This is a genomic window from Nonomuraea roseoviolacea subsp. carminata (genome assembly GCF_024172185.1).
GTDB classification, from domain to species: domain Bacteria; phylum Actinomycetota; class Actinomycetes; order Streptosporangiales; family Streptosporangiaceae; genus Nonomuraea; species Nonomuraea roseoviolacea.
In genome coordinates, this window is sequence record NZ_JAMZEC010000001.1 from 4828617 (window position 1) to 4849632 (window position 21016).

The window sequence follows — 21016 nt, forward strand, 5'->3', positions numbered from 1 at the left end:
GGCCCCCGCGGGCGACAATTGTCTCGGATAACGCTGAGGGAGTGCAGGGAGATTCCGCCATGGCCACGAGAGATGTCGGGAACGGGCCGGTTCTCGGCACGCCCGACGACTACCCGGACCGTCCCAAGCGAGGCGGCCGTCTCGTCGTGCACGTCGTCATCGGCGTGCTGGTGGCCATCATCGCGGGTGGATGGGGCTACGTGATGTGGTCGATGACCGGCAGCACGTCCGGCGCCGTGGCGCAGGTCGTGTCGTTCACCGTGGAGCCCGGACAGGCCGAGATCGTCTTCACCGTGGCGAAGCCGGACGACCGCGCGGCCGTCTGTCAGCTCAGGGCCCTGGACGCCGGGCATGCCGAGGTGGGCACCAAGGACGTAAGAATCGGGCCGGGACAGGGTAGTAAGCAGCTCAAGGAGCGGCTGGACACCACCGCCGAGGCCGCTTCGGTCCACATCCAGTACTGCAATCTCATAGAATAAGACGTTTGGGGAAGCGTTGGCGCGGCCGGCTTGTTAGCCTTTCGCAATTCGACCGCACAGGCGTCCTCAGTGTTCCAGGGCCCCTAGGCAAGCAAGGAGAACCCGTGGCCGACTCTCGCGATGAGAACGTCACATGGCTGACGCAGGAGGCGTACGACCGCCTGAAGGCGGAGTACGAATATCTCTCGGGCCCAGGGCGCGTCGACATCGCCAAGAAGATCGAGGCCGCCCGCGAAGAGGGTGATCTACGGGAGAACGGCGGTTACCACGCCGCCAAGGACGAGCAGGGCAAGATGGAGGCCCGCATCTTCCACCTCCGCCAGATCCTCGACAACGCGCAGGTGGGGGAGGCTCCCAAGACCGAGGGCATCGTCGGCCCGGGCATGACCGTGACCATCCGGTTCGTCGGCGACGACGACGAGGTGACCTTCCTGCTCGCCTCCCGCGAGGAGAGCGGCGCCCCGATCGACGTGTACTCGCCCAAGTCCCCGCTGGGGGCGGCGATCAACGGCAAGAAGATCGGCGAGAAGGCCACGTACAGCATGCCCAACGGCCGTCAGAACACGGTCGAGATCCTCGAGGCCGTGCCGTACATCGGCAACTGAACCCCGAAGACACGCACCGCCGGGCCCACGACGGCCCGGCGGAGCCTTCCGCTGCCCTGGGGCAGCGCCGCGGCTCGGCCATCAAGCAGGACCTGAGCTACCTGCTGCGGTCCCCGGCGTCCCCGCACCCGCACGGCCACCCGCACACCCCGTACGGCCATTCACAGGGCCCCTACGGCCACCCGCAGGCCCCGTACGGCCCGCCGCCGCGCCGCCGGCGTGACCACACGCGGCTGGTGCCGGTCATCGTGGTGGCGCTGGTGGCGGTGCTGACCGCCGACGTGCTCCTGCTGGCGCAGCCCCGCGCCTCGAAGACGCCGCCGCGCCAGGGGCAGGCCGCGGCCACGGCGCCCGCGCAGATCCGGCCCGCGCCCCGGCAGACACTGGTCGCCGAGTCGGGCCCCGCGCCCGAGGTCAAGCCGCTGGGCACGCTGCACAAGCCCAACCTGTTCGTCGTCACGCGCAAGCCGTTCACCACGAAGCTGCTGGAGAAGGTGGCCCGCTTACGCGGCGTGCGCGCGCTGGAGCTGGCCGACGCGGCCTCCATCACGCTCGACGGCAAGCGGGTGCAGACCCTCGCGGTCGATCCCTCCACGTTCCGCGCCTACACGCCGAAGGTGACGGCGGCCTCCGACCCCCTGTGGAAGAACGTGGCGGCGGGCGACGTCGCGGTGTCCTTCGTGCTCGGCAACGACGGCGGGCTGTCGCTGCACAGCCGCGTGAACGGCCCGGCCGGCCCGCTGCGCATCGGCGCGTACGCCACGACGGGCTTCGGCGCGGTGGACGCCGTCGTCTCCCGGCAGACCGGGCGGCGGCTCGGCCTGCCCCGCGACAACGCGCTGATCGTCAGCGCCCCCAAGGCCAACTCCGCCAGGCTGCGCGACTCCCTGCTGAGGGTGCTGCCCAAGGGCACGCAGGTGGCCATGGTCAACCCGGTGCTGCCCCCGGCCAAGAAGCAGGCGCGGGTGTGGGCGGCCGGCGCGCTCGTCTCGGCCGCGCAGATCACCGTGGCGCTCAAGGCGGCGGCCTCGAAGCTCGGCCGGCCGTACGTGTGGGGCGCCGAGGGGCCCGACACGTTCGACTGCTCGGGCCTGGTGCAGTGGGCCTACGCGCAGGCGGGGGTCAGGATGCCGCGCGTGACGCACCAGCAGTGGGTGACGGGTCCCCAGGTGCCGCTGTCGCAGGCGCAGCCCGGCGACCTGCTCTTCTGGCGCAGCGACCCGACCAACCCCGGCTACATCTCGCACGTGGCCATCTACTGGGGCGACGGCAAGATGATCCAGGCGCCGCGGACGGGCGACGTGGTCAAGATCAGCCCCGTGCACACCCGCAACCTCGCCGGCGTCGTCCGCATCAGCCCTGCCCTCGCGGCCAGGGTCAGGTAACCCCGCGGTCAACCGCTTCTTACCCTCTGGCGCGTGCGTATGCCCAGCAATGGTGTAATTCTGATTACATGGAAAGCGTAGAAAGCACCGCACAGGTCCGCGCGTGGTTCACCGGCCGCCTGCCCGAGGGCTGGTTCACCGGTGCGCCCGAGATCGTCCGCGACCGCGAGGAGATCGCGGTCATCGGCACGCTGCCCGAGCCGTCCGGCGAGACGCCGGAGGAGGAGCGGGCGGCCCTCGTCGAGGGGCTCGTCCTGCGTTTCCGGGAGGAGACCCGGGAGCGCCGCATCGAGATCGCGCGCGAGGCCGAGCGCAGGTTCCGGCAGAAGGTGTCCTGGGGCGTCTCCTGCGGCGACCAGACTGTGATGTTCACCACTCTGTCCGTGCCGGTGATGACCCGGTTGCGGCAGTCCGAGCGGCAGGTCCTCGACACGCTCGTGGCCGCCGGCGTGGCCCGCAGCCGCAGCGACGCGCTCGCGTGGTGCGTGCGGCTGGTCGGCCGACACACCGACACGTGGCTGACGGATCTGCGCGACGCCCTGAGCCACGTCGACCGCGTCCGCTCCTCCGGGCCCGACGTCCAGAACTGAGAGCACGCAGCGAAAACGAATCGGGAAATGGTTTATACCACTACGGAAATTGGTTTAGACCATGCTTCGGAGACAGGTGGAGGTGCCGCGGGAATTTCTTTTAAAACCGTTCGGGCTGGGTAGGCTCCTCCAATCGTCAAGGCCCCTGCCTGCGGCGACGCCGACGTGAATAGGTCTATGCCAATTGGCTTTCACGCGGCTTCGTCGTTAATGATGACTGGGCCCTGAACACCGTGGAGGAGCCGTAGCCGTGTCGCTTTCCGTCGAAGTACCCGCCCCGACGAGCAATGCCGAATTGGTTGCCTGGGTGAACGAGATCGCCGCCTTGACACAGCCCGACCGGATCGAGTGGTGCGACGGCTCGGAGGCGGAGTGGACCCGCCTGACCAACCTGCTGGTCGAGCAGGGCACCTTCACCCGGCTGGCCAAGCGGCCCAACAGCTTCTACGCCAAGTCCGACCCGAGCGACGTCGCGCGGGTCGAGGACCGCACGTTCATCTGCTCCGAGCGGGAGGAGGACGCCGGGCCGACCAACAACTGGATCGCGCCGGCGGAGATGCGCGCCACCTTCGGCGAGCTGTTCAAGGGCTGCATGCGCGGCCGGACGATGTACGTGGTGCCCTTCTGCATGGGCCCGCTCGGCGGCGAGATCTCCCAGCTCGGCGTGGAGATCACCGACTCGCCGTACGTCGCCGTCTCGATGCGGATCATGACCCGGATGGGGGAGCGGGCGCTGCGGCTCATCGAGGAGCGCGGCGAGTTCGTGCGCTGCGTCCACAGCGTCGGCGCGCCGCTGGAGCCGGGACAGCACGACGTGCCCTGGCCGTGCAGCTCCACCAAGTACATCAGCCACTTCCCCGAGACCCGCGAGATCTGGTCGTACGGCTCCGGCTACGGCGGCAACGCGCTGCTCGGCAAGAAGTGCTACGCGCTGCGCATCGCCAGCACCATGGCCCGCGACGAGGGCTGGATGGCCGAGCACATGCTCATCCTCAAGCTCACGCCGCCCTCCGGCGAGGTGCGCTACATCGCCGCGGCCTTCCCGAGCGCCTGCGGCAAGACCAACCTCGCCATGCTCCAGCCGACGATCCCGGGCTGGAAGGTCGAGACCGTCGGCGACGACATCGCCTGGATGCGGTTCGGCAAGGACGGCACGCTGCGCGCGATCAACCCGGAGGCCGGCTTCTTCGGCGTGGCCCCCGGCACCGGCGAGGTCACCAACGCCAACGCGGTCAAGACGCTCTGGGGCAACAGCATCTTCACCAACGTCGCCCTGACCGACGACGGCGACGTGTGGTGGGAGGGGCTCACCGACGAGCCGCCCGCGCACCTCACCGACTGGAAGGGCCGTTCCTGGACGCCCGGCGGCGACGAGCCCGCCGCGCACCCCAACGCCCGCTTCACCACGCCCGCCTCCCAGTGCCCGACCATCGCGCCGGAGTGGCAGGACCCCGAGGGCGTGCCCATCTCGGCGATCCTGTTCGGCGGGCGCCGCGCCACCGCGGTGCCGCTCGTGACGGAGTCGCTGAGCTGGGACCACGGCGTCTTCCTCGGAGCCAACGTCGCCTCCGAGAAGACCGCCGCGGCCGAGGGCAAGGTCGGCGAGCTGCGCTACGACCCGTTCGCGATGCTGCCGTTCTGCGGCTACAACATGGGCGACTACTTCGGCCACTGGCTGGAGATCGGCCGGCGCCAGGGCGCGAAGCTGCCGCGCATCTACTACGTCAACTGGTTCCGCAAGGACGCCGGCGGCCGCTTCATCTGGCCGGGCTTCGGCGAGAACAGCCGGGTGCTCAAGTGGATCGTCGAGCGCCTCAACGGCGAGGCGGCGGCCGTGCCGACGCCGATTGGCCTGGTGCCCGAGACGCTCGACACCGAGGGCCTCGACCTGCCCGAGGAGGACCTGCGCACGCTGCTGTCGGTGGAGCCCGAGGTGTGGCGGGACGAGGCCGCGCAGATCCGCGCCCACTTCGACACCTTCGGCGACCACCTGCCCAAGGAGCTGTGGGACGAGTACAACGCGCTGCTCGACCGCCTGTCCTAGCGCGCCCCGCTCGGGGCGCGCTCCGAAGCCACCCCCCTGGCCGTTCGCGGCCGGCCCGTCAACGGCGCCGGGCCGGCCGCGTGGCCTCCGGGGCCTTGCCGGGAAAGGCCAGACATCCTAGGTTTTGGTGCGTGATCGTGGATGCGCACCAGCACTTCTGGGACCTTGAGACCGGCTCCTACCCGTGGCTGACCCCGGACCAGGGCGTGCTGTACCGCAGTTACCGGCCGGCCGACCTGGCCCCCGAGCTGGCCGCGACCGGGGTGGACGCCACGGTGCTGGTGCAGGCGGCCGACTCGTACCAGGAGACCGACGCCCTGCTGGCCCTGGCCGAGGCCCAGGACTTCGTGGCGGCGGTCGTCGGCTGGGTGCCGCTCGACCGCCCCGATGAGGCGGCCCGCGCCATCGAACGGTACGCCAGACATCCGAAGTTTCGCGGAGTACGGCACCTCATCCACGACGAGCCGGACCCCGACTGGGTGGTCCAGGACACCGTGCTGGAGTCGCTGGGCCTGCTGGCGGCGGCCGGGCTGACCTTCGACGTGGTCTCGCTGCTGCCCCGACACCTCGACCACGTCGTCACGCTGGCCGAGCGCCACCCCACGCTGCGCCTCGTCGTCGACCACCTGTCCAAGCCGCGGGTCAGGGAGCACGTGTGGGAGCCGTGGGCCTCGCAGATCACGCGGGTGGCGGCCCTGCCCAACGTGTACGCCAAGGTGTCGGGACTGGTCACCGAGGCCGACCACGCGAACTGGACCGTGGAGGACCTGCGGCCGTACGTGGACCACGCGGTGGGGGCTTTCGGCCCCGAGCGGCTGATGGCCGGCAGCGACTGGCCGGTGGCGCTGCTCGCCTCCGACTACCGCACGGTCTGGGAGGTGACGTCGTCCCTGCTGGGGGGCACGGACCGGGACCTGGTCCTGGGCGAAACCGCGCGGCGTTTTTACGGTATCGGGTGATCTTCGCCAGCGGTTTATGGCTGGCCGTTTTCCAGGGTTTAGGGAAGTTTGGGATGGATAAGCTGCCGATGTGGGGGGACTACGCTGTGTCGACGGATCTTTCCTGACCGTCACGCCCGTCGCGTGCACGGACAGCGTCGGCATGCCGTACGAGATCACCCTGGAGCTGGCGCGCGACGGCACGCCGTACGGCACCGTGGGCGAGCGGTGCGGCTGGCTGCTGCGCCGCCTGGCGCACGGCGTGGACGAGGCCCGCGCCGGACGCGGGCAGGCCGCGCGCTGGCCCGATCCCGACGACCGGTTCCCCGAGGAGGAGCCGGACAGCGAACTGTTCGCCTTCCGGTATCGTACGAGGTCAGCCCTGGTGGGAGGCGGCGAGCTGCGCTGCTGCCTGCGCACGATCCCGCTCTGGGTCCCCGGGCGTGACCGGCCCGGGCGGTGGCGGCTGACGCGCCGCGCCTTCGTCGAGGCGTGGGGGGCGGAGGGCGTCGGCATGCGGGCGGTGCTCACCTCCGCGGAGCTCGCGCGCTTCGTGCACGCGCTCGTCGACGAGGCGGACGGCTGTCTCGGCGGCCCCGAGTGACGATGGCGCCGGGGTCTCGACAACCCTTGAGGGCGCGGACACAGTAAAACGCGGTGATAATTGCCTGTTAGGTCACTCGACCGAAGGCACAGCACCGCTGGGGAGGACTCCGTGGGCCTGCGCGACCTGGTCTACCGGCTGTACGAGCGCCGGTTGGAGGCCAAGCTGTCGAAGGACAGCGTCCCCCGGCATGTCGGGGTCATCATCGACGGCAACCGCCGCTGGGCGCGCGCCATGGGCATGCGCGACGTGTCCAGCGGGCACCGCAAGGGCGCGGACAAGATCTCCGAGCTGCTCACCTGGTGCCGCGAGAGCGGCGTCGAGGTGGTCACCGTGTGGATGCTGTCCAACGACAACCTCAACCGGCCCAGCGAGGAGCTGGAGCCGCTCCTGCGGATCATCGAGGACGTCACGCAGGAGCTCGTGGACCAGGGCTGGCGCATCAGCCCGGTCGGAGCGCTCGACCTGCTCCCCGACCGGACGGCCAATGTCCTGAAAAACGCGAAAGAAGCAACATCGCACCGTCCTGGCCTGATTGTGAACGTTGCAGTTGGGTATGGAGGAAGACGTGAGATTGCCGATGCGGTGCGCTCACTCCTCCAGGAGCAAGCCAGCAAGGGGGCCAGCATCGAGGACCTCGTCGAGGTACTCGATGTGGAGCACATCGCGGAGCATCTCTACACTCGCGGCCAGCCCGACCCGGACCTTCTCATCCGGACCTCGGGCGAGCAGCGGCTGTCCGGCTTCATGCTCTGGCAGAGCGCTCACTCCGAGTTCTACTTCCACGAGGCTTACTGGCCTGACTTCCGCAGGGTCGACTTCCTGCGGGCGCTGCGCGACTACGCCGCGAGGCACCGGCGTTACGGTTCCTGACCCGACATCTGGGTATCCAAGACGTAACGTTGGAAGTGTCCGGCCACAGGCCGGACACTCCGGAGAGGGCCCCATCCTTGCGCCAACACCTGCCGAGGGGGCCGGAATCCGGCGTCGCCGGCACGTCGCGGCCGGGGGCACGGGTCCGGTCCGATTCCCACCTCGTCTGCAGGGTGCCCCCCGCCAGGGGCGCCCGGGGGAGAACGTGTGGCAGTGTCCTCGAGCAACCCGTCCACTCAGCCCGGTAAGCGCACGTACGTGCTCGACACCTCGGTCCTGCTCGCCGACCCGGCGGCGATGACCCGGTTCGCCGAGCACGAGGTCGTCCTCCCGATCGTCGTCATCACCGAGCTGGAGGCGAAGCGGCACCATCCCGAACTGGGCTACTTCGCGCGCAAGGCTCTGCGTTACCTCGACGACCTGCGCGTCAGACACGGCCGGCTGGACGAGCCCATGCCGGCCGGGGACGGCACCCTCAGGGTGGAGCTCAACCACAGTGACCCGTCGATCCTGCCCGTGGGCTTCCGTCTGGGCGACAACGACACGCGCATCCTGACGGTGGCCCGTGCCCTGGCCGCCGAGGGCTGCGACGTCGTGCTGGTGTCCAAGGACCTGCCCATGCGGGTCAAGGCGGCCTCGATCGGCCTGGCCGCCGAGGAGTACCGCGCGGAGCTGGTCGTCGAGTCGGGCTGGACGGGCATGGCCGAGGTCCAGGTGACCGACGAGGACGTCCAGACGCTGTTCGACCAGGGCTCGGCCGACCTCGAGGAGGCCAGGGACCTGCCCACCCACACGGGTCTGCGGCTGCTGTCGACCAAGGGCTCGGCACTCGGCCGCGTGCTCCCCGACAAGTCGGTGCGCCTGGTGCGCGGCGACCGCGAGGTGTTCGGCCTGCACGGCCGCTCGGCCGAGCAGCGGATCGCGCTCGACCTGCTCATGGACCCGGAGATCGGCATCGTGTCGCTCGGCGGCCGGGCCGGCACCGGCAAGTCCGCGCTGGCGCTGTGCGCGGGCCTGGAGGCGGTCCTGGAGCGCCGCCAGCACCGCAAGGTGATCGTCTTCCGGCCGATCTACGCGGTCGGCGGCCAGGAGCTCGGCTACCTGCCCGGCACCGAGGGCGAGAAGATGGGCCCCTGGGGCCAGGCGGTCTATGACACCCTGGGCGCGATCACCACGCCCGAGGTGATCGAGGAGGTGCACGACCGCGGCATGCTGGAGGTGCTGCCGCTCACCCACATCCGCGGCCGGTCGCTGCACGACGCGTTCGTGATCGTGGACGAGGCCCAGTCGCTGGAGCGCGGGGTGCTGCTGACCGTTCTCAGCCGCATCGGCGCCAACTCCCGCGTGGTGCTCACCCACGACATCGCCCAACGCGACAACCTGCGCGTCGGCCGGCACGACGGCGTCGTGGCCGTGGTGGAGAAGCTCAAGGGCCACCCGCTGTTCGCGCACGTGACGCTGACGCGCTCCGAGCGCTCGCCGATCGCCGCCCTGGTGACCGAGATGCTGGAGGACATCAACCTCTAGCCGGGCTCACTTCAGGTCGCCGCAGATGAACCGTCCCTCCACCACGGAGGGGCGGTTCTCGTACCTGTGGACGATCTTGACCTGCTCGAACGCGGCGTCCTGCTGCGCCGTGCACACGATCTGGGCCTTGGCGGGCCGCGACAGCGTGCCCTCGCCCTTGACGATCACCGTGAGCGTCGAGGTGCGGGGGAGCTGCACCTCGTCGCGCCGGATCGGGTTGAGGGAGTCCTTGATGCCCTCCAGCGTGAAGCCGCGCAGCGCGGTGTCGCGGCCGTCCTGCAGCGGTTGCCTGGAGGCCGCGAACAGGGCCGTCAGCAGGCTCTCCACGGTGTCGGACTCGACGTCGGCGGGCTCCTTGGTCAGCCGGCCGTCCTTGAGCAGATAGATGGTCTTGGACGGCGGCGGCACCTGGACGGTCGGCGGCCTGGCCACCTCCCGCGCGTCGGTCGGCGAGATGCCGCAGCCCGCCACCACCGGCACGACCCCCGTCAGCAGGACCAGGGCGCGCCTCGCGCGCCGGCCGCGACACCTGCTCCTCGTCCGGTCCCTCATGCGCGCGGCAGCCAGACCGTGAAGAGCGTGCCCGGCGTCTGCGGGCGCACCGAGATCGTGCCGCCGTGGAGCTGGGCGTTGGCGCGGGCGATGGCCAGGCCGAGGCCGCTGCCCTGACTGCGGGTGCGCCCGGCCCCCGCCTTGTAGAAGCGGTCGAAGACGTGGGGCAGGGCCTCGGGCGGTATGCCCTTGCCGTGGTCGCGCACCTTCACCTCCAGGCCGTTCTCGGTGCCCCTGGCGCTCACGGTGACCGGCTCCCCGCCGTGCTTGAGCGCGTTGCCGACGAGGTTGGCCACGATGACGTCGAACCTGCGCGGGTCCAGGCTGGCGGTCAGGCCCGGCGAGGCGGTCACCCCCACCTTCTCGCCCCAACCGCGCACGTCCAGGCAGCCGTGGACGGCGTCGGCGACGTTGACCGGCTCCAGGTTGAGCGTGGCCGTGCCCGCGTCGAACCGGCTGATCTCGATGAGGTGCTCGATCAGCTCGCGCAGCCGCTCGATCTCCCTGAGCACGAGCCGCACGGCCTGCGCCGTGTCCTCGGGCAGCCGTTCGACGTCGTCGTTGAGGACGTCGGCCACGGCGGTCATCGCGGTCAGCGGGGTGCGCAGCTCGTGGGAGACGTCGGCGACGAACCGGCGCGACATGGCCTCCAGCGCCCGCAGCTCCGACACGCTCAGCTCCAGCGCCGCCGCCGCGTCGTTGAACCGGGCGGTCAGCTCGGCCAGTTCGTCCTGCCCGTGGACCGGCAGGCGGGTGTCGAGCCGGCCCTGGCCGAGCGCCTGGGCCGCCGCGCTCAGCCGGCGCACCGGCAGCAGCACCTGCCGGGCCGACAGCAGCGCCACGACCAGCGCGATGGCCACGATGCTGGCGCCGCCCTGGGTGAGCTTGCTGCGCAGGGTGTCCAGCCGGCTCTGCTCGTCGCGCAGCGGGAAGAAGACGAACGTGCGCAGCCCGGTGGGCTCGACGACGGCGTCGGCGCGCCGGTAGACCTCGGCGCCGACGATGAGCCACAGCTCGTTGTGGATGACCCTGCGCTGGGTGACGATGTTCTGCTTGGCCCGGCCGTACAGCTCGTTGGGCACGTCGTCCATGGTCATGGGGCCGTCGGCGTACAGCAGGCCGCGGTACTCGACGACGACGCCGCGGCCGGGGCCGTCGAGCGACTGGCCGAGCTCCTCCAGGTTCTGCGCGGTGGGCGGCGCCTCGCCGGGCCGCAGCCGGCCGATCGGGAACGCGATGCGGTCGAGCTCGCGCTCCACCACGTCCACGGCGGTGTCCTCGGCCCGCTCGACCAGCGCGGTCTTGGCCAGCTCGAAGCCGATGGTGGCGACGAGGACCGAGGCGGTGACGGCGACCAGCGTGAACGTGATGACCAGCCGCGCGCGCAGCCCGGTGGGCAGCCTGACCACGCGTCCGAGCAGCTTCTTGATCATGGAGGGCTGAAGCGGTAGCCGAATCCGCGCACGGTGTGGATGAACACCGGCTCGGCCGGCGTCGGCTCGATCTTGGCGCGTACCCGCTGCACGCAGGCGTCCACCAGGCGGGAGTCCGCGACGTGCGTGTGGTCCCACACCTCCCGCAGCAGGTAGCGGCGGTTGAGCACCTGGCCGGGATGGCGAACCAGCTCCAGCAGCAGCCGCAGCTCGGTCGGCGTCAGGTGGATCTCCTTGCCGGCCAGCGTGACCTTCAGCGCGCCGCGGTCGATCACGAGGTCGCCGAAGGTGATGCGGTCGGAGGCCGCCGACTCGGCGCGGCGCAGTATGGCGCGGATGCGGGCGTCGAGCACGCGCGGCTCGACGGGCTTGACCACGTAGTCGTCGGCCCCGGCCTCCAGGCCCACCACGATGTCGAGGTCGTCGCCGCGGGCGGTGAGCAGGATGACGGGGAGCTGGTCGAGCCGGCGGATGCGGCGGCACACCTCGACCCCGTCGATGCCCGGGAGCATGACGTCGAGGACAGCGATCTCGGGTCGGCGGGACCTGATGTGGTCCAGCCCCTCCTCGCCGGTGGCGTAGGAGGTGACGGAGTGCCCCTGCCGTGTCAGCGCCAGCTCCAGGGCTGTGCGCACGGAGGCGTCGTCTTCGATGAGGAGGATCCCGGCCACCTGCACATTATTCGCCCAGGTGAGGAATGCATCCGACGAGCGTCATAGAACTGTGACATCTCACTCACACGACCACAAAAAAGACGGGGCAGTGTCAGGAGAGTTCCAGCCCCGGGAAAAGCGCCCGTCAGGTGTGACCAAAATCACATCCAGTGGGAAACTCCACGCCAGGTGGCTGGTGGGGCCAGAGTTGTCCTGCCGAATGTCCCGTTTCGGTTGCGGACCACCCCCCAAGACAGGGCAAGCTCATTGCTCGTGAGCCCAGGTCCGCAGTTGAGTGAGCGTCGCGCCCCCGAAACCCCCCGCTCGGCAAGCCGACCGGCCCGTTCCTCGCGCGTGAGCCCGAAGCGGGTGATCGGCATCGGCCTGGCGGCCGTCGTCGTGCTCGGCGGCGGGGGCTACACCGCCTTCCGCGCCGTCGAGAACGCCAACGCGCCCAAGACCGCCGAGCCCCTGTCGCTCCCCGAGATGGGCGCCCTGGCCGGTGGTGACTTCAGCGCCGCCGCCGACCCCAAGACCGACGCGCTCAAGGAGGCCGCGGTCCAGGCGTACCGGGCCGACAAGCTCAAGGACGCCCGTTCCGGGGCGAAGACCGGCTTCGACTGGGTCGAGGTCAAGAAGAAGGCCCCGGGCGGCAACGGCTTCCCGCCCGCCAACTTCCCGCCCGGCAGCACCCCGTCGCCCGGCAGCAACAAGGCCATCGCCCGGTCGATGCTGGCCAGCGCGGGCTTCGGCGCCGACCAGTGGGGCTGCCTCGAACGCCTCTGGCAGAAGGAGAGCGGCTGGAACGAGCGGGCCATGAACCGCTACTCCGGCGCGTACGGCATCCCGCAGTCCCTGCCCGGCAGCAAGATGGCCTCGGCCGGACCCAACTGGCAGACCGACGCGGCCACCCAGATCAAGTGGGGCCTCGGCTACATCAAGGGCCGCTACGGCACGCCGTGCGGCGCCTGGGGACACTCGCAGTCCACGGGTTGGTACTGACAGGTCATCTTTCCCTCAGCAATCGGCAAGCCGCCGCGTCCGTCCGCGCGGGCGGGCGCACGCTGGCCGCATGGCTGTGAAGGTCAGTGTGATCGTCGATGTCTGCAACCCGGGTGATTCGGCCGACGCGTGCCTGCGGTCCGTCCTGGACCAGACGCTGCCCGCCGACGACTACGAAGTGATCTTCGTGGACGACGGGTCCACCGACGGGATCGCCGAGCGGCTCGACACCGTCGCCGCCGTGCGCCGCAACGTCCGCGTCCTGCACCTGCCGCACAGCGGCTCACCCATGAGGGGGCGCAACGTCGGCGTCGCGGCGGCCAAGGGCGAGTACGTCTACCTGATGACCCAGGGCGACCGGCTGGCCCGCGAGGCGCTGGAGCGCATGTACGACCGGGCCGTGGAGACGGACGCCGACGTCCTGGTCGGGCGGCTCGCCCGCGACACCGGGCCGCCCATGGGCGCCTTCCAGCAGAGCCGGGCCCGCGCCGACATCCTGCGCGACCGGCTCTTCTCGCTCCTCACCCCGCACAAGCTCTACCGGCGCGCGTTCCTGGAGCAGCACGCTCTCGCCTTCGCCGCGCCCGGCGGCCAGCTCGCCGAGCAGGCGTTCTCCGTGCGCGCCTACCTGGAGGCCAAGGTCGTCGCCATCCTCGCCGAGCAGGTCTGCTGCCACCTGGGCGAGCGGCCCGAGCCCGACGAGGACCCCGCCACGGTCGTGGCCGAGCTGCGCGAGCTGCTCGACGGCATCGACGCCCGCACCGGCGAGGGCCGCCACCGCGACCGCATGTACGCCTACTGGTTCCGCTCGACCGCGCTGCGCCCGTTCCTCACCAGCCGGTTCGCCGGCTCCTCCATCGACCGCGGTATGCACTTCACGCTGCTCAGGGAGCTGGTGCTGGAGCGCTTCCCCGAGCGGCTCGACCGCTACCTGCCGGTCCACCTGCGCGCCGTGGCCGCGCTCCTGCGGGCCGGCCGCCTCGACCAGCTCGTCCTGCTGGCCAACTCCACCCGCCGCGCGGGCCTGGGCGCCGACCTGACCGAGGTCCGCTGGGACGGGCAGGTGCTCGTGCTCGGGCTCACCGTCGAGGTGCTGGGCGGCGACGGCCGGCCCACCGTCTTCCGCGCCGACGGCGACCGGCTGCACTGGATCCCGCCCCGCTCGCTCGACCCCGCGCTGCTGCCGGACGCCGTCACCGACGTCACCCAGGCGGTCGAGCGGGCCCGCATCGAGGTCTACGTCCGGCACTCCGAGACGGGCGTCATCCACTTCCTGCCCGTCGCGTACCGGGTGGAGCGGGTCCCGGACGGGCGGCGCCACATCCGCGTGCGCATCGTCGGCGAGGCGCGCGTGGACGCCACCGAGGCCGCCATGGGCCGGCCGCTGCGCTCCGGCCAGTGGGAGGTCCACGTCCGCATGTACGGCGGCGCGCATCAGGCCCGCAGCCGCGTGCGCCGCTCCGAGGGCCCGCTCAACTGCCTCGGCGTGCTGGCCGAGCGCCCGAAGACCCGCCTGGTGGTGCCCTGCTGGACCGACGAGGGCGAGCTGGGCCTGGCGGTCGAGCCGCGCTCGTTCGCCGAGTCGATCGCGCTGGTCTCGCCCGGCGTCACCGTGAGGCGGCAGGAGGGCCATCTGTACGTGGTGCTGCCGGTGCCGTACGTGCCGCCGAGCGGCGGGCCGCCGCTGGAGCTGGTGCTGCGCGGCACCGGGCGCCGGGAGCGCGAGGTGAGCGCGCCCGCCCTCGTCGAGCCGGGCCTGGCCGGCCGCATCGCCGGCCAGCTCGTCGCCAAGCTGCCGATCCGGCGGATGTTCGCCCCGCCGGACGTGCTCGGGCCGGGCCGGTGGCTGCCGTCGCTGCGCACCGCCGAGGAGGAGGTGGGGCTGCGGTTCGGGCTGGAGATCCGGCGGGGCGCCGTGATGGTGCGCCCCACCGCCGCCGTGGACCCGGCCCGCCGCTCACCGCTCGGCCGCGACTCGGCCCTGCACCGGATCGGCCGGCGCCTGCCCGGCGCCCGCCACCTCGTACGGCTGGCACGCGCGGGCAGGCATCGCTACCTGAAGGACTGACGCCCCTACCGGCGCCTACCGGCCGGTCCACTCCTCCAGCTCGGCGAAGGCGTCGCGGAAGGCCGGCAGCATCGGCCTGAGCCGGTCCGGATAGACGTCCACCAGGCTGTCGAGGTGGTTGCCGCCCTCCACCCGGTGGTAGCGGAACGGCCGGTGCGGGCCGACCATCCGCGCGTACACGTCGGAGTCGCGCTCGATGGGCAGCAGCGAGTCGAGCGTGCCGTGCAACGTGATGAGCGGCTTCGTGATGCGCCCGGTCAGGGCGATCCTGGCGACCGCGGCGTAGGGACGGCGCGCGTCGTAGTCGTAGTCGGCCGCGGCCCCGTCGTACGACGGGTCCAGCTCCTTCTGGTAGAGCTGCTGGGTCAGCTCCCAGTAGTACTGCCGGTGGAACGGCCACAGGAACTCCGAGCCGGCCGCGAAGCCCGCCTGCCGCACGCCGGCCTCGTCCGGGTACGCCTTGAGCGCCTCCGGCAGGTAGTTCAGCAGGTTGTCGCCCTTGACCCGCCAGAGCGTGCCCTCCCAGTCGACGCCGCCGTCGTAGAGCCAGCCGCGGTTCTCCAGCTGCCACCTGACCAGGTAGCCGCCGTTGGAGATGCCGGCCATGTACGTGCGCCTCGGGGGCCGGCCGTACCGCTGGGCGGCGACGGCCTTGGCGGCGATCGTGAGCTGGGTGACCCGCTCGTTCCACTCGGCGATGGCGTCGCCGGGGCGCCGGCCGTCGGTGTGGAAGTTCAGGCCGGTGTTGCCCTTGTCGGTGGCGGCGAAGGCGTAGCCCTTGGCCAGCACCCAGTCCGCGATCGTGAAGTCGTTGGCGTACTGCTCCCGGTTGCCGGGCGTGCCGGTGACGACGAGGCCGCCGTTCCAGTGCTCGGGGAGCCGGATGACGAACTGGGAGTCGTGGTTCCAGCCGTGGGTGGGGTTGGTGGTGGAGGTGTCGGGGAAGTAGCCGTCGATCTGGACGCCGGGGACGCCGGTGGGGTTCACCGTGGCCGCCGAGTGCAGGCCCGCCCAGTCGGCGGGGTCGGTGTGACCGGTGCGGGCGGTGCCGGCGGTGGTGAGGTCGTCCAGCTCGGCCGTGACGGCGCGCTCGGCGCCCGGCACGGTCAGCGGCCGGGCCTGGGCCGCGGCGGGTAAGGGCGTGAGCAGGCTCGCGACGAGGGTGAGGGCGACGAGCATCAGGTCTCCAGGAGGTGCCGGGCCAGCAGCCGGTGGAAGTCGTCGGGGCGTTCCAGGTGGGGGCTGTGACCGCACTTGTCCAGCACGGCCTCGCGGTACGGGCCGTAGCGTTCCAGCACGGCCCGGGTCTGGGCGATCATGGGCTGCGCGGGCGTGCCGGGGGAGCCGGGGACCACGCCGATGGCGCCCAGGTGGGCCAGGTCGAACAGGGAGGTGTCGGAGACGATCACGTCGTCGGCGCCGCGGATCCACAGGACGGGCGGCTTGGGGGTGATCTCGTGCAGGTCGTCGATGCGGAAGCGGGTCGGCGCCAGCGCGTTGAGCACGCCGCGCCGGCCGGGCGCGACGCCCGGCCAGGCGGCCGAGGTGGCGGCGTCGCCCGGGTAGTGGTCCTCGCCGACGCGGGTGGTGAGCATGGCGGCGACGTAGCGGTCCTCGTCGTCCACCGGGCTCGCCACGTACGTGGAGCGGAACACCGAACGCGGCGAGGCCGGGTCCTCGTCCGACAGGTCGCCGCCCTCCAGCCGGGCCACGAACTCCGGGTTGACCGCGCCGGCGCCCGACCCGGCGCCGTCCGGATGGGTCAAGCGGCCGTCCGGCCCCTCGGTGCCGCCGAACCCGTACGGCGAGACCGGGTTGACCAGCGTGACGGACCGCACGGCGGCGGGGCGGTCGCGCAGCATCTGCAGCACGATCCCGCCGCCGAGGCTCCAGCCGACGAGGTGGACGGCGGGCAGCTCCAGCGCGTCCACCAGCTCCAGCAGGTCGTCGGAGAAGTCCCGCAGGCCCCGGGTGGCGTCGATGGGCTCGGGGTCGGTCCCGCCGAAGCCGCGCAGGTCCACCGCGATCGGGCGCAGGCCGTCCGGCAGCGCGGCCATGCTCGTGTGCCAGAACGCCGAGGAGGAGACGTTGCCGTGGACGAACAGCACCGGCGCGCCGGTCCGGCCCTCGACGGTGACGACGTTCTGGGTGAGCCGCGGCGTCGTGACCCGCGTCGCGACGAACGACACAGGGGCGCTCATGCCCGCACCTTCTCGGCCAGGTCACGGCCCTGGGTCTCGCGGGCGGCGAAGACGGCGACGAGGGTGAGGACGGCCGCCGCGCCGAGGTAGACGGAGATCGGCAGGCTGCTGCCGAAGTCCTTGAGCAGGGCCACCGCGATGAGCGGGGCCAGCGCCCCGGCCACGATCGCCGAGAGCTGCGCGCCGATCGACACGCCGGTGTACCTCATCCGCGTGCCGAACAGCTCGGAGAAGAAGGCCGCCTGCGGGCCGTACATCATGCCGTGGAACAGCAGCCCGACCGTGACGGCCAGCGTGATCGCCAGGAAGTTGCCGGTGTCCACGAGCGGGAAGAACGCGAAGATCCACACCCCGATCCCGGCGGCGCCGGCCAGGTAGATCGGGCGGCGGCCCAGGCGGTCCGACAGCGCGCCCCACATCGGGATCGTGACGAAGTGGATGGCCGAGGCGATCAGCACCGCGTTGAGCACGGTCGAGTTCGCCAGGCCGGTGGTCTTGGCGTACGTGATGACGAAGACCGTGAGCAGGTAGAAGGAGATGTTCTCCGCCAGCCGCGCGCCGATGGCGACGAGCACGTCGCGCCAGTGGTGGCGCAGCACGCCGACGATCGGCGCGGTCGGCTCCGGCTCGGCCTGCTGGAAGACCGGCGACTCGGTGATCGACAACCGGATCCACAGCCCGATCAGCACCAGCACGCCCGACAGCAGGAACGGCACCCGCCAGCCCCAGCTCTGGAACGCCGCGTCCGACTGCGTGGCGGCCAGGATCGCCAGCACGCCGGTCGCCAGCAGGTTGCCGCCCGGCGCGCCCGCCTGCGGCCAGGAGGCCCAGAAGCCGCGGCGTTCGGCGTCGCCGTGCTCGGAGACGATGAGGACCGCGCCGCCCCACTCGCCGCCGAGCGCGAAGCCCTGCACCAGCCGCAGCGTCGTGAGCAGCAGCGGCGCGGCGGCGCCGACGCTCACGTACGTGGGCAGGCATCCGATGAGGAACGTGGCCGCGCCCATCATGAGCAGGCTGACCACCAGGAGGGTCTTGCGGCCGACCCGGTCGCCGAAGTGACCGAAGACCAGGCCGCCGAGGGGGCGGGCGACGAACCCGACGGCGTAGGTGAGGAAGGCGAGGAGGGTGCCGGTCAGCGGATCGGCCTCGGGGAAGAACAGCTTGTTGAACACGAGGGCGGCTGCCGAGCCGTACAGGAAGAAGTCGTACCACTCGATGGTGGTGCCGATCAGGCCGGCGCCGACGACCTTCTTGATGGAAGTGGCCATGCCGTCACGCTAGGGAGTGACGGGGGTCACTCATATGGGGGCGAAGCCCACAGTCTACGGCTGTGATGTGTGGCCGAGACGGTGCAGGCGCAGCGCGAGCTGGATCTCCAGGGCCCGCTCCGGGTCGGACCAGCCCTCGCCGAGCAGCTTGCCGATGCGGTCGAGCCGCTGCGTGACGGTGTTGACGTGGATGTGCATGGTCTCGGCCGTACGGGAGGGCGAGCCGCCCGTGCCGAAGTAGGCGGCGAGCGTGGCGGCCAGCGCGGTGCCCCGGCGGGCGTCGTAGTCGACGACCGGGCCGAGCACCGAGCCGACGAAGCCGCGCACGTCGCGGCCCTCGCCGATGAGCAGGCCGACGAAGCCCAGCTCGGCGGCGCTCGCGCCGTCGCCGGCCCGGCCCAGCGCGACCAGCGCCTCGGCGCACCGCCGCGCCTCCCGGTAGGCCATGGCCACCTCACCGGCCCGCACCGCGCCGCGGCCCTCACCGGGGGGCTCAGGGCGCGGCTCGCCCGCCCGCGAGGCCCCGGCCGTGGCGGGGGAGCCCAGCGACGCGCTCAGCTCGGCGGCGACGCGCTGCGCGAGCGCGCCCGCGTCGTCGCCCGGCAGCAGCAGCACGACCTCGCCGGCCCGGCCGGCGGCCAGCCCGCGCCGCACCGCGGCCTGCGACGACGCCCAGAACGCGGCCCGCTCCCGCTGCCCGTCGTGCCGCGCGACCACGACCACGTGCGGCGCGCCCAGGTCGACGCCCAGCCGCCGCGCGCGGTCCGCCAGGCCGGGCGTCTCCGGGCGGGAGATCAGGTCGTCCAGCAGCTCGCCCCGCACCCGCCCCTCGGCCTCGGCCACGCTCCGGCGGAACAGCAGCAGCAACGCGCACACCAGCGCCGCCCGCTCCAGGATCCGCTCGTCGGCGTCGTCGCTGCGCAGCACCAGCGTGCACAGCGGCTCCCCGCCGACGTCCACCGACGCGATCCGCAGATCGCCCCTGCGCACCGTACGGCCCAGCGCCCGCGACGCCTGCGCGGCCTCGAACACGCCCGCGTCCAGCTCGCCCACCGCGCCGTCGAGCGGCCCGGCGATCGGCCGGCCCAGGTCGTCCAGCACGGCCAGCGACCCGCCCAGCACGTCGGTCACGACGGCCGCCACGTCCTCGATGCCGCCGCCCCGCAGCACCACCGAGGTCATCCGGTCGTGCGCGAGCGCGGCCCGCTCGACCGCCTCGGCGTGCGCGCGGGCGGTGCGGTGGGCCGTGGACAGCTCCTCCAGCGCGTTGCGCGTCTCCTGGAGCAGCCGGGCGTTGTCGATGGCGACCGCCGCGTGCGCCGCCAGGCTCGCCAGCAGCGACACCTCCTCCTGGTGGAACGGCCGGGCGCTGCGGTCGGCGGCCATCAGCACGCCGATCACCCGTTGTCCCAGCCGCAGCGGGACGCCGAGGATGGCGACCAGGCCCTCCTCCTGGACGGCCTCGTCGATGTGGTCCTTGTGGTGGAACCTGGCGTCGGCGAAGTAGTCGGCCGTCGCGTACGGGGTGGCCGACTGCGCCACCAGCCCGCCGAGCCCGGCGCCCATGGCCAGCCGCAGCGCCCGGAACTTCGCCGAGATCGACCCGTCGGTGACCCGCATGTAGGTGTCGCCCCGCTCGGGGTCGTGCAGGGTCATGTAGGCCGTGTCGGTGGCCAGGAGCTGCCTGGCCCGGTGGACGATCGCCTCCAGCACCGCGTCGAGGTCGCGCAGCGCGGCCAGGTCGCCGGCCGTGTCGTACAGGGCGGACAGCTCCGCCTCGCGCCTGGCCCGGCGCCTCAGCAGCGCGCGCACCTTGAGCGCCTCGACCTTGGCGCGTTCGAGCTCCTCGATCGTCGCCGCGTCGGCCCCGGCGGCCCGCGCCTCGATGATCGGCCCCTCGAACTCGACAGCCGAAGCCTCCCGGCCCAGCAGCTCCAGGTAGCGCCGGACCACTATCGGGCCGTCCAGCCGCCGTCCAGGGGCAGCGAGACGCCGGTGATGAACGAGCCGCCCGGCCCGCACAGGTACGCGACCAGCTCGGCCACCTCCTCCGGCTCGATGAGGCGCTTGATCGCCGCCGGCCTCAGCATGATGTCCTCGACGACCTTACCGGGGTCGATGCCGTGCGCCCTGGCCTGGTCGGCGATCTGGTCCTCGACGAGCCGGGTGCGCACGTAGCCGGGGTTGACGCAGGTCGAGGTCACCCCGTGCGGGCCGCCCTCCAGCGCGATGGTCTTGGACAGCCCCTCCAGCGCGTGCTTGGCCGTCGTGTACGCCGACTTGTACGGCGAGGCGCGCAGCCCGTGGACCGACGAGATGTTGACGAAGCGGCCCCACTCCCGGGCGTACATGCCGGGCAGCACCCGCCGCGCGATGAGGAACGGCGCCTCGACCATGACCCGCAGCATGGTGGAGAACACCTCGGGCGGGAACTCCTCGATGGGCGCCACGTGCTGGAACCCGGCGTTGTTGACCACGATGTCCACGTCGGCGGGCAGCCGCTCCGCGAAGCCGGGCTCGCCCAGGTCCGCGACCACGGCCGTGCCGCCGATCCCGGCCGCCACCTTCCCGGCGGCGTCGCCGTCACGGTCCACGACGAGCACGTGCGCCCCGGCGGCGGCCAGCCGCCGCGCGCAGGCGGCCCCGATCCCGCCGCCGGCCCCGGTCACCAGCGCGGTCCGCCCCGACAGCCCACCGGTCACTTCGTTCGCCATACCCCGACCATAGGCCCGGGCCCCGGCCCGCAGCATGGGGCCCGGCCACACAGATCATGATCTCGCTATGTGGGCCAGCC

Annotated in this window: 19 protein-coding genes; 11 read left to right on the plus strand and 8 right to left on the minus strand. The window is 71.9% G+C overall.

Translation table 11 applies throughout. From position 1 onward, the window contains the following. The first annotated feature begins 59 nt into the window (after window positions 1–59). The 9 genes from HD595_RS22540 (at window position 60) to HD595_RS22580 (ending at window position 9045) form a co-directional block, all read left to right on the plus strand. Entirely contained in the window at window positions 60–479 is a 420-nt protein-coding gene (locus tag HD595_RS22540; RefSeq protein WP_253772093.1) for a DUF4307 domain-containing protein, read from the plus strand. Window positions 480–583: 104 nt separating this feature from the next. Further along, the gene (gene greA / locus HD595_RS22545) at window positions 584–1084 is read left to right on the plus strand and encodes a transcription elongation factor GreA (protein ID WP_113704807.1); all 501 of its coding nucleotides are present in this window, start codon (window positions 584–586) and stop codon (window positions 1082–1084) included. A 236-nt stretch (window positions 1085–1320) separates the two neighbouring features. Further along, window positions 1321–2469: a C40 family peptidase gene (locus tag HD595_RS46840; RefSeq protein WP_253772095.1), complete on the plus strand. Its 1149-nt coding sequence runs from the start codon at window positions 1321–1323 to the stop codon at window positions 2467–2469. Window positions 2470–2537: 68 nt separating this feature from the next. After that, window positions 2538–3059 (plus strand): hypothetical protein, encoded by a 522-nt coding sequence (locus tag HD595_RS22555; protein WP_301309561.1) that lies wholly within the window; start codon window positions 2538–2540, stop codon window positions 3057–3059. Window positions 3060–3309: 250 nt separating this feature from the next. Further along, entirely contained in the window at window positions 3310–5103 is a 1794-nt protein-coding gene (locus HD595_RS22560) for a phosphoenolpyruvate carboxykinase (GTP) (protein ID WP_253772097.1), read from the plus strand. 131 nt (window positions 5104–5234) lie between these two features. Next, window positions 5235–6062 carry an amidohydrolase family protein gene (locus tag HD595_RS22565; protein WP_253772099.1) on the plus strand — a complete coding sequence of 276 codons (828 nt, stop codon included), beginning with the start codon at window positions 5235–5237 and terminating at the stop codon, window positions 6060–6062. A gap of 142 nt (window positions 6063–6204) precedes the next feature. After that, window positions 6205–6645, plus strand: a complete 441-nt coding sequence (locus HD595_RS22570) for a hypothetical protein (protein WP_253772101.1) — start codon at window positions 6205–6207, stop codon at window positions 6643–6645. A 111-nt stretch (window positions 6646–6756) separates the two neighbouring features. Next, window positions 6757–7518, plus strand: coding sequence for an isoprenyl transferase (locus HD595_RS22575; protein ID WP_253772103.1), 762 nt, complete (start codon window positions 6757–6759; stop codon window positions 7516–7518). A 207-nt stretch (window positions 7519–7725) separates the two neighbouring features. Next, window positions 7726–9045 (plus strand): PhoH family protein, encoded by a 1320-nt coding sequence (locus HD595_RS22580; protein ID WP_420540715.1) that lies wholly within the window; start codon window positions 7726–7728, stop codon window positions 9043–9045. 6 nt (window positions 9046–9051) lie between these two features. On the opposite strand, the gene HD595_RS22585 is transcribed toward HD595_RS22580, so the two are convergent. From HD595_RS22585 to HD595_RS22595, 3 genes are read right to left on the minus strand one after another with little or no spacing between them, the layout of a single operon-like run. Beyond that, on the minus strand, window positions 9052–9597 hold the full coding sequence (locus HD595_RS22585; RefSeq protein ID WP_253772105.1) for a hypothetical protein: 546 nt from the start codon (window positions 9595–9597) through the stop codon (window positions 9052–9054). After that, window positions 9594–11030, minus strand: a complete 1437-nt coding sequence (locus tag HD595_RS22590; protein WP_253772107.1) for a sensor histidine kinase — start codon at window positions 11028–11030, stop codon at window positions 9594–9596. The genes HD595_RS22585 and HD595_RS22590 overlap by 4 nt, the downstream gene beginning before the upstream one ends. Further along, a complete protein-coding gene (locus HD595_RS22595; protein WP_253772109.1) occupies window positions 11027–11701 on the minus strand; it encodes a response regulator in 675 nt (224 codons plus the stop codon). The genes HD595_RS22590 and HD595_RS22595 overlap by 4 nt, the downstream gene beginning before the upstream one ends. Window positions 11702–12037: 336 nt before the next feature. Here HD595_RS22595 and HD595_RS22600 point away from each other — a divergent pair, with 336 nt between their 5' ends. Together HD595_RS22600 and HD595_RS22605 are read left to right on the plus strand one after the other, a co-directional pair. Beyond that, window positions 12038–12685, plus strand: a complete 648-nt coding sequence (locus HD595_RS22600; RefSeq protein ID WP_253772111.1) for an aggregation-promoting factor C-terminal-like domain-containing protein — start codon at window positions 12038–12040, stop codon at window positions 12683–12685. Window positions 12686–12755: 70 nt separating this feature from the next. Further along, window positions 12756–14753 carry a glycosyltransferase family 2 protein gene (locus tag HD595_RS22605; RefSeq protein ID WP_253772112.1) on the plus strand — a complete coding sequence of 666 codons (1998 nt, stop codon included), beginning with the start codon at window positions 12756–12758 and terminating at the stop codon, window positions 14751–14753. A 15-nt stretch (window positions 14754–14768) separates the two neighbouring features. On the opposite strand, the gene HD595_RS22610 is transcribed toward HD595_RS22605, so the two are convergent. Genes HD595_RS22610 through HD595_RS22630 form a run of 5 tightly spaced genes read right to left on the minus strand, consistent with a single transcriptional unit; the run spans window position 14769 to window position 20936 of the window. Further along, complete coding sequence (locus HD595_RS22610; protein ID WP_253772114.1) at window positions 14769–15932, minus strand: alpha/beta hydrolase family protein; 1164 nt, start codon at window positions 15930–15932, stop codon at window positions 14769–14771. Next, window positions 15932–16954, minus strand: coding sequence for an alpha/beta fold hydrolase (locus HD595_RS22615; protein WP_253772116.1), 1023 nt, complete (start codon window positions 16952–16954; stop codon window positions 15932–15934). The genes HD595_RS22610 and HD595_RS22615 overlap by 1 nt, the downstream gene beginning before the upstream one ends. Further along, a complete protein-coding gene (locus tag HD595_RS22620) occupies window positions 16951–18222 on the minus strand; it encodes an MFS transporter (protein ID WP_253772118.1) in 1272 nt (423 codons plus the stop codon). The genes HD595_RS22615 and HD595_RS22620 overlap by 4 nt, the downstream gene beginning before the upstream one ends. A gap of 54 nt (window positions 18223–18276) precedes the next feature. Then, the gene (locus tag HD595_RS22625) at window positions 18277–20175 is read right to left on the minus strand and encodes a helix-turn-helix domain-containing protein (RefSeq protein WP_253772120.1); all 1899 of its coding nucleotides are present in this window, start codon (window positions 20173–20175) and stop codon (window positions 18277–18279) included. Further along, window positions 20175–20936: an SDR family oxidoreductase gene (locus HD595_RS22630; protein ID WP_253772122.1), complete on the minus strand. Its 762-nt coding sequence runs from the start codon at window positions 20934–20936 to the stop codon at window positions 20175–20177. Before HD595_RS22630 ends, HD595_RS22625 begins: the two co-directional genes overlap by 1 nt. Window positions 20937–21016 lie beyond the last annotated feature (80 nt).

What these genes read in the sequence shown, in the direction of transcription:
- HD595_RS22540 (WP_253772093.1), top strand. Translation starts at nt 60, where the DNA reads ATGGCCACGAGAGATGTCGGGAACGGGCCGGTTCTCGGCACGCCCGAC.
- HD595_RS22555 (WP_301309561.1), top strand. Translation starts at nt 2,538, where the DNA reads ATGGAAAGCGTAGAAAGCACCGCACAGGTCCGCGCGTGGTTCACCGGC.
- HD595_RS22570 (WP_253772101.1), top strand. Translation starts at nt 6,205, where the DNA reads ATGCCGTACGAGATCACCCTGGAGCTGGCGCGCGACGGCACGCCGTAC.
- HD595_RS22585 (WP_253772105.1), bottom strand. Translation starts at nt 9,597, where the DNA reads ATGAGGGACCGGACGAGGAGCAGGTGTCGCGGCCGGCGCGCGAGGCGC.
- HD595_RS22590 (WP_253772107.1), bottom strand. Translation starts at nt 11,030, where the DNA reads ATGATCAAGAAGCTGCTCGGACGCGTGGTCAGGCTGCCCACCGGGCTG.
- HD595_RS22605 (WP_253772112.1), top strand. Translation starts at nt 12,756, where the DNA reads ATGGCTGTGAAGGTCAGTGTGATCGTCGATGTCTGCAACCCGGGTGAT.
- HD595_RS22610 (WP_253772114.1), bottom strand. Translation starts at nt 15,932, where the DNA reads ATGCTCGTCGCCCTCACCCTCGTCGCGAGCCTGCTCACGCCCTTACCC.
- HD595_RS22615 (WP_253772116.1), bottom strand. Translation starts at nt 16,954, where the DNA reads ATGAGCGCCCCTGTGTCGTTCGTCGCGACGCGGGTCACGACGCCGCGG.
- HD595_RS22620 (WP_253772118.1), bottom strand. Translation starts at nt 18,222, where the DNA reads ATGGCCACTTCCATCAAGAAGGTCGTCGGCGCCGGCCTGATCGGCACC.
- HD595_RS22630 (WP_253772122.1), bottom strand. Translation starts at nt 20,936, where the DNA reads ATGGCGAACGAAGTGACCGGTGGGCTGTCGGGGCGGACCGCGCTGGTG.